This is a genomic window from Neisseria sp. P0001.S005, from assembly GCF_051963715.1.
In genome coordinates, this window is record NZ_JBQCTZ010000001.1 from 1 (window position 1) to 12,568 (window position 12,568).

Annotated in this window: 16 protein-coding genes and 2 tRNA genes; 15 read left to right on the forward strand and 3 right to left on the reverse strand. The window is 47.3% G+C overall.

Features of this window, described 5'->3' with window-relative positions:
• The 10 genes from rsmA to greB form a co-directional block, all read left to right on the forward strand.
• A partial coding sequence (gene rsmA / locus ACTHSP_RS00005; RefSeq protein WP_440345375.1) for a 16S rRNA (adenine(1518)-N(6)/adenine(1519)-N(6))-dimethyltransferase RsmA occupies positions 1-516 on the forward strand: 516 nt, incomplete at its 5' end.
• 15 nt (positions 517-531) lie between these two features.
• A complete protein-coding gene (locus tag ACTHSP_RS00010; RefSeq protein WP_003685189.1) occupies positions 532-1,197 on the forward strand; it encodes a sel1 repeat family protein in 666 nt (221 codons plus the stop codon).
• A 2-nt stretch (positions 1,198-1,199) separates the two neighbouring features.
• Positions 1,200-1,928 carry an amino acid ABC transporter ATP-binding protein gene (locus ACTHSP_RS00015; RefSeq protein ID WP_003747231.1) on the forward strand — a complete coding sequence of 243 codons (729 nt, stop codon included), beginning with the start codon at positions 1,200-1,202 and terminating at the stop codon, positions 1,926-1,928.
• Positions 1,929-1,991: 63 nt separating this feature from the next.
• Complete coding sequence (locus tag ACTHSP_RS00020) at positions 1,992-2,351, forward strand: hypothetical protein (RefSeq protein WP_003747228.1); 360 nt, start codon at positions 1,992-1,994, stop codon at positions 2,349-2,351.
• 4 nt (positions 2,352-2,355) lie between these two features.
• Positions 2,356-2,808, forward strand: a complete 453-nt coding sequence (locus ACTHSP_RS00025) for a protein YgfX (protein WP_440345376.1) — start codon at positions 2,356-2,358, stop codon at positions 2,806-2,808.
• A gap of 38 nt (positions 2,809-2,846) precedes the next feature.
• Complete coding sequence (gene folC / locus ACTHSP_RS00030; protein ID WP_440345377.1) at positions 2,847-4,130, forward strand: bifunctional tetrahydrofolate synthase/dihydrofolate synthase; 1,284 nt, start codon at positions 2,847-2,849, stop codon at positions 4,128-4,130.
• 13 nt (positions 4,131-4,143) lie between these two features.
• On the forward strand, positions 4,144-5,292 hold the full coding sequence (ftsN, locus tag ACTHSP_RS00035; RefSeq protein WP_440345378.1) for a cell division protein FtsN: 1,149 nt from the start codon (positions 4,144-4,146) through the stop codon (positions 5,290-5,292).
• Positions 5,285-5,818 carry a CvpA family protein gene (locus ACTHSP_RS00040; RefSeq protein ID WP_049350617.1) on the forward strand — a complete coding sequence of 178 codons (534 nt, stop codon included), beginning with the start codon at positions 5,285-5,287 and terminating at the stop codon, positions 5,816-5,818. Before ftsN ends, ACTHSP_RS00040 begins: the two co-directional genes overlap by 8 nt.
• 152 nt (positions 5,819-5,970) lie before the next feature.
• Positions 5,971-7,521: an amidophosphoribosyltransferase gene (purF, locus tag ACTHSP_RS00045; protein ID WP_254323054.1), complete on the forward strand. Its 1,551-nt coding sequence runs from the start codon at positions 5,971-5,973 to the stop codon at positions 7,519-7,521.
• Between the two features lie 74 nt (positions 7,522-7,595).
• Positions 7,596-8,087 (forward strand): transcription elongation factor GreB, encoded by a 492-nt coding sequence (gene greB, locus ACTHSP_RS00050; RefSeq protein ID WP_003685038.1) that lies wholly within the window; start codon positions 7,596-7,598, stop codon positions 8,085-8,087.
• An 87-nt stretch (positions 8,088-8,174) separates the two neighbouring features.
• On the opposite strand, the gene plsY is transcribed toward greB, so the two are convergent.
• On the reverse strand, positions 8,175-8,786 hold the full coding sequence (plsY, locus tag ACTHSP_RS00055; protein ID WP_049350620.1) for a glycerol-3-phosphate 1-O-acyltransferase PlsY: 612 nt from the start codon (positions 8,784-8,786) through the stop codon (positions 8,175-8,177).
• A 57-nt stretch (positions 8,787-8,843) separates the two neighbouring features.
• Between plsY and folB the strand changes: the two genes are divergently transcribed.
• From folB to ACTHSP_RS00070, 3 genes are all read left to right on the forward strand, one after another.
• Entirely contained in the window at positions 8,844-9,194 is a 351-nt protein-coding gene (gene folB, locus ACTHSP_RS00060; RefSeq protein WP_049329397.1) for a dihydroneopterin aldolase, read from the forward strand.
• 46 nt (positions 9,195-9,240) lie between these two features.
• A complete protein-coding gene (locus ACTHSP_RS00065) occupies positions 9,241-9,888 on the forward strand; it encodes a nuclease-related domain-containing protein (RefSeq protein WP_049350621.1) in 648 nt (215 codons plus the stop codon).
• Positions 9,889-9,973: 85 nt separating this feature from the next.
• Positions 9,974-10,510, forward strand: a complete 537-nt coding sequence (locus tag ACTHSP_RS00070) for an NUDIX hydrolase (protein WP_440345379.1) — start codon at positions 9,974-9,976, stop codon at positions 10,508-10,510.
• Between the two features lie 129 nt (positions 10,511-10,639).
• On the opposite strand, the gene ACTHSP_RS00075 is transcribed toward ACTHSP_RS00070, so the two are convergent.
• Both ACTHSP_RS00075 and ACTHSP_RS00080 read right to left on the reverse strand, forming a co-directional pair.
• Positions 10,640-11,278, reverse strand: a complete 639-nt coding sequence (locus ACTHSP_RS00075) for an alpha/beta hydrolase (protein ID WP_049350623.1) — start codon at positions 11,276-11,278, stop codon at positions 10,640-10,642.
• Between the two features lie 39 nt (positions 11,279-11,317).
• The gene (locus tag ACTHSP_RS00080; protein WP_049350624.1) at positions 11,318-12,112 is read right to left on the reverse strand and encodes a polyamine aminopropyltransferase; all 795 of its coding nucleotides are present in this window, start codon (positions 12,110-12,112) and stop codon (positions 11,318-11,320) included.
• A gap of 215 nt (positions 12,113-12,327) precedes the next feature.
• On the opposite strand from ACTHSP_RS00080, the gene ACTHSP_RS00085 reads away from it, so the two are divergent.
• Both ACTHSP_RS00085 and ACTHSP_RS00090 read left to right on the forward strand, forming a co-directional pair.
• Positions 12,328-12,403: transfer RNA gene (locus ACTHSP_RS00085), tRNA-Thr, on the forward strand.
• Between the two features lie 36 nt (positions 12,404-12,439).
• Positions 12,440-12,515 (forward strand) — tRNA-Thr (locus ACTHSP_RS00090).
• Positions 12,516-12,568: the final 53 nt, after the last annotated feature.

The following is a 12,568-nucleotide window of genomic DNA, read 5'->3' on the forward strand; positions in this document are numbered from 1 at the left end:
TTTGATTTCAACAGCATTGAAGGCAAGAAAAAAATTGTCGGCAACCTGCCGTACAATATTTCCACGCCGCTTTTGTTTCGATTGAGCGAAGTGGCAGACGATGTGATCGATATGCACTTTATGCTGCAGAAAGAAGTGGTCGAACGCATGGTGGCGCAGCCGAAAACCAACGACTATGGTCGTCTGGGCGTGATGCTACAATATTTCTTCGATATGGAAATGTTGATTGAAGTACCACCCGAGTCCTTTGATCCTGCGCCGAAAGTGGATTCGGCCGTGGTGCGCATGATTCCGGTGAAACACCGTATCGGTAAAGCAGAAAATTTTGAATATTTTGCCAAACTGGTGAAACTGGCTTTCCATCAACGCCGCAAAACCATACGCAATAATTTGAAGGAACTTGCCGGCGATGATGACTTGCAGGCAGTCGGCATCAATCCGCAGGACAGGGCAGAACACGTTGCCGCTGAGAAATATGTGGAATTGAGCAATTATCTGGTTCAAAAGGCCGTCTGAAAGGTTGGGAACTTAATGTTGAAAAAATATGTCTGGTGTGGGCTGGCTGTACTTATTACCGGTACGGCATTTGCATTAGGCACCGGCGGAGAAGAAAACCTGCGGCGCAAAGCAAAAGCCGGCGATGCTGAAGCGCAATATCTGCTGGCCATGCAGTTGGAAATGACAACAGATCCTGTAAACCTCAAAGAAAGCGAGTTTTACTATTGGCTGAAAAAAGCCGCAGAAAACGGCGAGGGAGCGGCGCAAGACTTACTTGATGATATTGAAGCTGAATATGATAAAACAGCTTTAGAAGACGAACTTGCACCTAACGGTTCACAAAAATTGATGAATGAAGTGTTCAAACTGGAAAATCAGAAGCAGAAAAATTATCCGCTGATCAAAGAAAAATTATTTAAAGCGGCAGCTTTGAGCAACTACGCAGCTTTAGCAGATACCGCATGGCTGTTTGGAAATCGGGACAATGCGCAGAAATACGGCGTTCCCTTCCATCCCCTGAAAGCCTGCATCCTGTCGGTATATACCAACAACCGTTATGGCGACTTGAACAAAGATGCATTGGATATATTGTGTCGCGGCATTTATACCAAGGACAACAGTGAGAAAATCGAGCATTACGCCAAACAGATTAAAAACAGGCCGTCCAAAATCTGGTCAATTTTAGAGAATGTCAAATAAACATGATTAAATTCAAAAATGTACACAAACATTTTAAAGATTTACACGTTATCAACGGCGTGAATCTGGAAGTCAAACAAGGCGAAGTGGTCGTTGTATGCGGCCCTTCAGGCAGTGGCAAATCTACGCTGATTCGTACGGTAAACCAACTCGAGCGCATTGAAAGCGGCGAGATTTGGGTGGACGGCATCAATGTTGCCGATCCGAAAACCGATTTGAACAAAGTGCGCGAAGAAGTGGGTTTTGTGTTCCAAGGCTTCAATCTGTATCCGCATTTGACCGTCTTGGAAAATATTATTCTTTCTCCGATGAAAGTGAAAAACCAAAGCCGCGAAGAAGCGGAAAAGAAAGCGATGGAGCTTTTGGAACGTGTCGGCTTGGCACATAAAAAAGACGCACTGCCCGGTCAGCTTTCCGGCGGTCAGCAGCAGCGTGTGGCGATTGCACGAGGTTTGGCGATGGAGCCGCGCGTCATGCTGTTTGACGAGCCGACTTCTGCGCTTGACCCTGAAATGGTCGGCGAAGTATTGAAAGTAATGAAAGACTTGGCGGAAAGCGGCATGACCATGATGTGTGTGACCCATGAAATGGGTTTTGCACGTGAAGTCGCCGACCGTGTGATTTTTGTCGATAAAGGCCAGATTCTGGAAGATGAAACGCCGGAAGAGTTTTTTACCAATCCGAAACACGAGCGTGCCAAACAATTCCTGCAACAGGTGATGACACATTAAACTCGGGCCGTCTGAAATTTCAGACGGCATGATCGGTTTGAATGATTTTGAAAGTTGAAAATAATGTATTTTGTTGACCGTACTGCTGTTGTGCTGAAGCCGACCGCCCGTTTTTTGGAATGGCTGAAATCTGCCGATGAAAATATGCCCGACCTGACCGTCGAGCAACTGCGCACCAACTGCTCCGTATTCCTTGTGCCGCAATTTGACGAACCCGAATCCGTCATTTCTTATTTTGACGAACGCTACCAGCAGATTTTTGAAGCCGAATTGGCAGGCTGGGACATCGATAAAAGCAAATGGCCGCAAGACATGAGTTTGAAGGCTTTTTGGGAATTTTTCGATACCGAAATCCACGATATGGTTTTGGATATGGAAGAGGCGGAATTGAACATTACGCCTGTTTTCGACAATATGATGTAAAGCCGTGCGAAGTTTTCAGACGGCATTAAAGCCCTCGCGTTCTTTGAAAATTCTGATTGTCTTCTTACACCTTTCGGCGTTGGCCTTATGCCTTGCCGAGTTTTACGGCTGGATGATGTGGCTGGGTTTGACGGCATTGGCCGGTAGTTTTACCTATGCTTGGCGCAGCGTTAATTTTCAGACTCGAAATGCGGTCAGAAAAATCATCATCGACCGCCAATACCGTGCGACGGTTTACTTGAATGACGAGGAAGAGGGAAGAAGCACGGTTTTGCAAGACGGCAGTATGTTGACAGTTTATGCTTTGTTTTTGCAATGGAATGTTGATGGAAAAATGGTTAAACACTGCATCTTGCCCGACATGACCGACCGCGATGCCTACCGCCGTCTGAAAGTGTGGGCGCGCTGGTGTCGTGAAAAAGAAGACAAAGCAGAACTTGCGGCAGATATGGATTAAACGGCTGTTTCAGACGGCCTTTTGAAGCGATAAATACAATGAAAACATTACAAGACTGGCTTTCTCATTTGGAGACTGCCCATAGTTCCGGCCTTATCGATATGGGTTTGGAACGCGTGGGAGAAGTGAAAAAACGCATGAATTTGGTGCCGCAATGTCCTGTCGTCGTGGTGGCAGGTACCAATGGCAAGGGTTCGGTATGCGCCTATTTGTCGCATATTTATAAAGAAGCCGGTTTCAAAGTCGGTACGCTGACCAGTCCGCACCTTTTGCGTTACAACGAACGAATCGCCATCAACACTCAGCCGGTTTCAGATGAATTGATTGTTTCCTCATTTGAGCGTATCGAAGCGGCGCGCGGCGAAATTTCGCTAACGTATTTTGAGTTTAATGCTTTGGCGGCTGTCGATATTTTCATGCATGAAAATGTAGACGTAATGATTTTAGAAGTCGGTTTGGGCGGACGATTGGATGCTGTGAACGTATTCGATGGCGACTGCTCGGTTGTTACCAGCGTGGATTTGGATCATCAGGCATTTTTGGGTGATACTGTCGAGCAGGTTGGTTTTGAAAAAGCTGGAGTATTCCGTAGCGGCAAACCAGCCGTGTGTGGTCAGAATCCTGCGCCTGAATCATTGCTCAAACACGCAGAAGAAATTGGCGTAAAACTGTTGATGGTTCAGCGAGATTTTGATTTTGCGTCAATGGAAAGCGTACAGTGGAACTACCGCTTCCATCCGCAATCTTCAGACGGCCAAAGCCGTAACCGCAATTCCTTGCCGTTTCCTGCTTTACGCGGTGCCTATCAGTTGTCTAATGCCGCGTGTGCATTGACGGCGCTGGAATGTTTGAACGAACAATTGCCGGTTGATATCGGCGCGATTAAACGCGGTTTGCTGTTGGTTGAGAATCCTGGACGTTTCCAAGTTTTGCCCGGTCGTCCGCTGGTAGTTTTGGATGTCGGCCACAATCCGCACGCAGCCCGTGCTTTGCGCCGCAGCCTGATTAACCTTGCCTTTGCCCAAAAACGTACCGCCGTATTCAGTATGTTGTCCGATAAAGATATTGATGGCGTGCTGGAAATCGTTAAAGACCAGTTTGACGAGTGGAATATCGCGCCTTTAGATGTGCCGCGCGGCATGACTGTGGAGGCTTTGCAGGCCAAATTGGCTGAACACGGCATCGACAATGTAAATGTTTTTGAAACCGTCGTCGCAGCCTACCGCGCTGCTTTGGCGAAAGCAACCGAAAATGATAGAATCGTTGTTTTCGGCTCATTCCATACTGTTGCCGATGTAATGGCTGTTTTGAAAGAACACTAACGAGGAAATTATCATGTCCGACAATAAACAAAAAGAAACTCCAAACGGATACGATTTAGACGGTTACGAACAACTCAAACGCCGCAACCGCCGCCGCTTGGTTTTGGCCTCCGGCTTGGTGGTGGCTTCAGGTATGCTGTTCGGCCTGGCGCTGACATCGGGTGACGATAAAAATTCACCGTTTAAAGAAGCCCCTGTCGGTCAGAGCCAAGTCAAAACGGCTGACGAGCCGAGCAAGGCCGTTGTTTTAGAGCCGAATAAAGAGGATGTCGCTGCTGCTGAAGAGGCTGCCCGCCATGCGGATGCCGAAGCACCAAATAAACCGCAAAATGCTGGCGACGAAGAAGATAATGCGCCGGTTGAAGTATTGAAGCCAAGCCGTGAATCTGCTCCCGAAGATGTTGGCGAGTCGTTGGTTTTGATCAACGATACTTTGGATGACGGCAATATTAAAGGTTTGGAAGAGTCCGAACGTATTCAACGAGCCGAGGCCGCCAAACGTGAAGCTGCGGAGCGCCGAGCCGAAGAACGCCGCCAACGTCAGGCTGAACAACGTGCTGCTGCGGCCCGTAAAACACAAGCCCAACAGGAAGCTGCTGAGAAAGAAAACGCATTGGCAGCTAAAAAACGCGCACTTCAAGCGCGTGCTGAGAAAGCAGAGCGTGAAGCCGCTGCCGAACGCAATAAATTGGCACAATTGGAAAAAGCAGAGAAAGCCATTGCCGAGCGTAAATCTGCCAAAAACAGCAAAGACAGCGTAAAAGATAAGGCCGAGCCTGCTAAGAAAGCAGAAGCCAAAGTTGAAAAACCAAAAAATGAAAAGGCTAAACCAGAAACGGCCAAAGCAGAAAAAGCCGATAAGGTAAAAACTGCCGAGAAGCCGTCTGAAAAAGCCAAACCTAAAGCTGAAAAAGAAAAAGCAGAAGCCAAACCTGCTAAAAAGGCCGCTATTCAGGCTGGTTATGCTGAAAAAGAACGCGCACAAAGCCTGCAACGTAAAATGAAAGCCGCAGGTATCGATTCGACCATTACTGAAGTCATGACCGATAAAGGTAAGGTGTATCGCGTGAAATCAGCCAGTTATAAAAATGCACGCGATGCAGAGCGCGATTTGAACAAATTGCGTGTACATGGCATTGCCGGGCAGGTGACCAGTGAGTAATCTGCCTGTTGCCGATTTGTTGGCGGCCGCCGTCATCGTCATCTGCATCATTATCTCGTTGACACGGGGTATTATTGCCGAAGCAGGGGCGATGGTGGCGTGGGTAGTATCGTTTATTGCAGCCAGAACGCTCGCCGTGCCGTTTGCCGATGTGGTCTTTAAATCGGTTGAGCCGCATTCTTTGGCGGTTGCCATGGGTTTTGCCGCTGTGTTTTTTCTGGCATGGCTGTTGCAGAAACTGGCACGATCGCTGTTAAGCAGTTTGATGTCTGCCGTTGGTTTGGGAAGCATTAACCGTTTGCTTGGCGGCGTATTCGGTGCAGTGAAAGGTGTGATTTTGGTGACGCTGGCAGTGATGGTTTTTTCACACACTGATTTGCCGAAAACGGAAGAGTGGCAAAGTTCGTACACAATTCCGTATTTTGAATCACTTTCCGATGCTGCGATGCCTTATTTGCCTGGAAAAGATACCGCAATGCCGCATCTTTCGGGTAAAGCAGCTGAAGTTGAAGAATTGGATGATTGAGTTTGACGGATTCAGACGGCCTATGGGTCGTCTGAGTCCGTTTTTATTTGCGTAAATTTAGCATCATATTGTCAACAATTCGAGCAAACTCATCTAAATTATTTTATAATGACAGCTTACCCATTTAATCTTCAAACTCGGAGAAGCACGATATGTGTGGTGTATTAGGTTTGGTTAGTCATGAGCCGGTCAATCAGATGCTGTATGATGGTTTGCAGATGTTGCAACATCGTGGTCAGGACGCAGCAGGTATTGTTACTGCCGAAGGCAATATATTTCATATGCACAAGGGCAAAGGCATGGTGCGCGAAGTGTTCCGTACCCGCAACATGCGCGACTTGGTCGGTAATGCCGGCATTGCACACGTCCGCTATCCGACTGCAGGCAATGCGGGCAGCAGTGCAGAAGCCCAGCCGTTTTATGTCAGCTCCCCATTCGGCATTGTTTTGGCACACAACGGTAATCTGACCAATACAGAAGAGTTGTATGAAAATGTATGCAACAAACACCTGCGCCACGTTAATACCAGCTCCGATTCTGAAGTTCTACTCAATGTATTCGCGCATGAATTACGCCGCGAAGTCTCTAAAAATACAGCCCCTTATCAACTCACCATCGACAATATTTTCAACGCCGTTTCCGAAGTACACCGCATAGTGCGCGGCGCATACGGTGTCGTAGCCATGATTGCCGGATATGGCATGGTTGCCTTCCGCGATCCTCACGGTATCCGTCCGTTGGTATTGGGTTCGCAAACCGATGAATCCGGTAAAAAATCGTATGCCGTTGCCTCTGAATCAGTTGCTTTCAACGCGCTTGCCTATGATTTGGAACGTGATATCCAGCCGGGTGAAGCCGTGTTTGTCAGCTTTGACGGTTCAATCGTGTCGCGTCAATGCAGCGATAAAGTCAAACTCAGCCCTTGTCTCTTTGAATACGTCTATTTCGCGCGTCCCGACTCCGTCATCGACGGTGTATCCATCTATCAGGCCCGTCTGGATATGGGCGTTTCTTTGGCGGAAAAAATCAAACGCGAGTTGCCCGTCGACGATATCGATGTCGTGATGCCTATTCCTGATACCAGCCGACCCAGCGCGATGGAGCTTGCCGTCCATCTCGAAAAACCATATCGCGAAGGTCTGATTAAAAACCGCTATATCGGCCGCACTTTCATCATGCCCGGACAAGCAACGCGTAAAAAATCAGTACGCCAAAAACTCAGTCCGATGGAAACCGAGTTTAACGGCAAAAGCGTTTTGTTGGTGGATGATTCTATCGTGCGCGGTACGACCAGTCGTGAAATCGTTGAAATGGTACGCGCGGCAGGTGCGCGCAAAGTCTACATTGCTTCCGCTGCTCCCGAAGTGCGCTATCCGAATGTGTACGGTATCGATATGCCGACCCGTGAAGAACTGATTGCAAACGGCCGCAGCGCAGCAGAAATCTCGGCCGAGATTGGCGCGGATGGCATCGTCTTCCAAAACTTAGAAGACCTGGAAGCAGTAGTCAAAGCACTCAATCCAAAAATTGAATCCTTTGATTCTTCATGCTTTAATGGTGTCTATCAAACCGGTGATATCGACGAGGCGTATCTGAACCGCCTCTCTACTGAAAAATCAGGTTGTGGCGGCTTGAAAGTTCATCCAAGCAAAATGGAACACAGCATCAGTATCAGCGATAGCGATAGTGATGATGAAGAATAAAGTAAATTGACTTACAATAAAGGCCGTCTGAAAATTAACGTTCAGACGGCCTTTAATTATGTTTTAGACACATCATGAGTACCGAAACCAAAAATTACATCACACCTACCGGTTGGCAGGCACTGAAAGATGAACTTTATCATCTGGTCAACAAAGAACGCCCGGAAATCGTCCAAATCGTTAACTGGGCAGCAAGCAATGGCGACCGCAGCGAAAATGGCGACTATCTTTACGGCAAACGCCGTATGCGCGAAATCGATCGCCGTATCCGCTTCCTAACCAAACGCTTGGAAGCTGCCGTCGTCGTCGATCCTGAAGCGCGTGAAGCGACGGACCAGATTTTTTTCAGTGCCACCGTTGGCTTATTGCGCGGAGATGGTCGTGAACAAACCGTTAAAATCGTCGGCGTAGATGAAATCGATACCGCTAAAAACAAAATCTCATGGATTTCCCCTTTGGCGCGCAGCCTGATTAAAGCACGCGAAGGCGATGAAGTTGTCTTGGATACACCGGAAGGACGTGAGGTTATAGAGATTTTGTCGGTGGAGTATATTAAGATTGACTGATTATGCGTGAATAAAGCGAATGAAACTACAAAAGGCCGTCTGAAAAATATACTTTCAGGCGGCCTTTTATTGATTGTATTTATGTTTTTAAGATTTTCCGGCTTTATCTCCGATTTTGCTTTCTTTACCTTGAATCAGGTTTTGAATATTGCTTTTGTGGCGGTACAACACCAATGCTGCAATGAATACGGTTGCCCATGCCCAAGAGGCGTGCGGCATCATGAAGAAGGCGAAGATGGGTGCGCAGATGGTGGCGACCAGTGCGGCGAGTGAGGAGACTTTGAAACCGAATGCCATGACCAGCCAAATCAAGGCGCAGAGTAGGGCGGTTGCAGGAGAGAGGGCGAGTAAGACGCCCAATGCGGTGGCTACGCCTTTGCCGCCTTTAAAATTGAAAAATATTGGCCACATATGGCCGACCAATGCGGCGATGGCAACCAGTGCTATCGTTGCACCAGACAAATTTAAAGTGTCTTGCAGACAGCGCGCCAAGATGACGGCAATCAAGCCTTTTACTGCATCGCCGAGCAGGGTCAGTGCGGCTGCTTTTTTCTTACCGCTGCGCAAGACGTTGGTGGCACCGGGGTTGCCGGAGCCGTAAGTGCGCGGATCGTCCATGCCGTAATATTTTGATACGATGACGGCAAAAGACAGGGATCCGATAAGATAGGCGGCAATAATGGCGAGTACATTGAACATTTTGGGTGCTTTACTTAAAATGGGAACGGTTATTCTATCAAAAAAACGGACAGGCAAATGGATAAAATCTTTTTGTACGGCATGAAGGCCGATACTTTAATCGGCGTATATGATTGGGAGCGCGAGCGTAAACAGACTTTGATTTTGGATTTGGAAATCAGTGTTCCCGAGCGTACCGGCACGAGCGACGATATCGGCGACACCATTCATTATGGCGAAGTATGCGAAGTTGTACGCCGCAGCCTTGCTGAACAGGATTTTTTACTGCTGGAAACTTTGGCGGAATATATCGCCCAATTGATTTTAAATGATTTTGGTGCGGCCAAAGTGCGTGTCCGTATTGTGAAGCCGGGTATCTTGCCAGATGTTGCGCAGGTCGGTATTGAGATTGAACGTACTCGGGAATAAACCATAAATATATAAATTTTTAGTTTTAAATAAAAAAGAAAACGTCATGATTGAACAAATATTGGGAAGTATGTCGGGTATATTTTGGATTTTTCTGATCATTATTCCTTTGCTTTTATTAAAAGCATTGTTGAAAAATCCTAAAATAAAGGGAAGTATGGGGGAAATAGCAGTTCGTTCTGTAATTGGAAAAAATTTAGATGAGAAAACTTATTCTGAGTTTCACGATTTAATTATTCCATCTCGAGATGGTACGACACAAATTGATCATATTTATGTCTCAATTTTTGGGATATTTGTGATAGAAACTAAAAATTACACAGGTTGGATTTTTGGTAGTGAAAAGCAATCTAAATGGACGCAAATCATCTATAAACAGAAACATTATTTCCAAAACCCGTTGCGTCAGAATTATGCTCATATCAAAGCATTGTCAGAACTATTGCAATTTCCTGAGGAGAAGTTTCATTCAATGGTAGTTTTCTTAGGTGATTGTGAGTTGAAATCGAAAATGCCACCAAATGTTTGCCGTATTAGGCAGGCGGCGGCTTATATTAAGAATTTTCAGACGGCCTTATTGCTTCCTCATGAAGTAGAGGCAATAGTTGCTGTATTGTCTTCAAGTGACTACCAAGCAAATAGTGAAAAGCTGCGAACACATACGGAGCGTTTGCAACAACGACATCAGCGGTAACTATTAGAAAAGGCATCCTCTGAGTTTATTTCTGTAAAATTTCAGACGGCCTTTAATATTTAATAATTTGGACATGAGGTAAAAAATGGATTTGAAAGAAACTAAATTAAGCAGCGAGTCAATCTACGAAGGTTCTTTTGTTACCATCAGCCGCGATCGGGTACGCCTGCCCAACGGCAACGAAAGCCAACGGGTTGTGATCCGTCATCCGGGTGCTGCGTGTGTATTGGCGGAAACGGAAGACGGCAAAGTTGTTTTGGTACGCCAATGGCGTTATGCCGCCGATCAGGCAACGTTGGAATTGCCGGCGGGTAAATTGGATGTGGCGGACGAAGATCCTGCCGAATGCGCTTTGCGCGAGTTGGCAGAAGAAACGCCATATGTCGCCGACAGCGTCAAACTGTTGTACTCCTTTTATACTGCAGTCGGTTTTTGCGATGAAAAAATGTATCTCTACCAAGCGCAAGGTGTGCGTTTGGGCAGCGAGTTAAGCAACGATGAGGATGAAATTACAGAAACCGTCCTGATGAGTAAGGAAGAGGTGCGCAATGCATTGGCAAACGATAAAATCAAAGATGGTAAGACTTTGATTGGTCTGCAGTATTGGTTGACTCAGAATTGATATGTTAAGCAGAAAATCCTTGATGGATTTCTGAATACTTGAGCCTGATATTTAGATAATAAGGTTTCATACAAACAAGGCCGTCTGAAAAAGCTTTCAGACGGCCTTGTTTTATTGTGTAGCCAGATTTTAGCCTAATAAAGCCGGTGCAAACCGTGTAATCGTATCGCGCAAAACGATGAGTTTGCCGTGGAAGAAGTGGGACGAACCGGCAATGGTCACAACAGGTAGGCCTTGTGGTTCTGCCCATGCCAGGGCTTTGTTGATTTCAACGACTTCGTCTTCCGCGCCATGAATCATCAATGTTTTGGCGACATCGGGAACGTTGGATGGTTCCGGGCGATCGGTATAGTGATGGACGGCGGCGCCCATCAGTAACAGTAAATCAGGCGTGCGCGCTTGTGCGGCAAAGGTGGAAACGTAGCCGCCGAATGAGAAACCTGCCAGGACGAATTGCGGCGCGTCAGGATGTTGCGCGCGGGCGTAGTCGATAACGGCAATACAGTCTTGCGTTTCGCCACGGCCGTAGTCGTGTTCACCTTCGCTATTGCCTACGCCGCGCAAATTGGGCAGGTAGCAATGGAAGCCGAGTTGGCTGAGGGCTTTGGCGGCGGTTTGGATGACTTTGTTGGTGTTGGTGCCGCCTTGCAGGGGATTGGGGTGGTTGATGACGGCAACGCCGCGGGTGGATTCTTGTGTGCTTGGCAGATAGATGGTTTCCAGCAAACCGGCCGGACCGGGGATTTGAATGATGTCGGGTTTGAGCATGAGTGTGTCCTTGTTTGTTTTCAGACGGCCTGAAACGGTTTACAGATAAAAATTCTTGCCATTGTTTTGATTGTTGGCTTTCAAATCAGCAAGCATCCGTTTGAAGTCCAAGCCGTATTTCTCGCTTAATTTTTCGGCACGTTTTTTTAAGTTGTCGATATTTTGCTCTTTAGGGCTACTTTGGAATGCCATGACCGCTACGTTGCCGTGGCTCTCGGCAGGCAGCTCGAGTACGCGGCCGTCAAAGACGTTGAGCAGGCGTTCGACAAAGCGTTGATAACGCTGGTCGCCGCTCCACCAGTTGGTGACAAATACACCGTCTGGAGAGAGGGCGTTGCGGCAGTCTTGGAAGAAGGGTTCTTCTACCAAAGCATCGATAATCTGTTCGCCGTCAAAACCATCTACCAAAATTACATCGGTATTGTGGCGGAACACTTTAATATATTCCGCACCATCTGCCTCGATAATTTCAAAATTTTCGCCTTCGTGCGGCAATTCAAACAGGCTGCGCGCCACGGCGATGACTTGAGGATTGATGTCCACAGCGGTTTGCTTGGTGTGGGGCAGATAGCTGTCTATCCAACGGGCAAACGAGCCGCCGCCCAAGCCGATTTGGGTGATGTGTTTGGGCGGAGTTTCTGCAAACAGCAGCCAACCCATCATGGCGCGGCTGTACGACAACACCAGCTCTGACGGATGATCGACATTCATGGAGCTTTGAATGGTGTCGCTGCCCAAGTGCAGGGAACGGATATTGCCTTCTTCAGAAATGCCAACTTCGGGCAGATGGGATTTGGCTGGGCGCAGGCGGCGGTAAGGATGGCGGGGTGGCATGGGTGCAGACGAAAGATGTAAAAGGAGTTATTTTAACAGAAACAATGATGTTTTGCGCTGGGGCGGTTTTCAGACGGCCTTTGAGTATGTTGGATGAAAAGATAAGGCAGGTATTTAATTTTCTTTAGAATCATTGGTTTTTATAATTTCGTGAGTAACTTTGTTTTAAAATGCTTGCCAAGATGGGAACTTATCGGCATAATGCCGACTTCCTTGCCGGTATAGCTCAGTTGGTAGAGCACCTGACTTGTAATCAGGGGGTCCCGAGTTCGACTCTTGGTGCCGGCACCAGTTAAAGACTGATGATGCCGCAAGGCATTTCAGTAAGCCGGTATAGCTCAGTTGGTAGAGCACCTGACTTGTAATCAGGGGGTCCCGAGTTCGACTCTTGGTGCCGGCACCAATTAAAAGCCCGATTGTGAAAGCAGTCGGGCTTTTTGCTTATGCTTTGATATT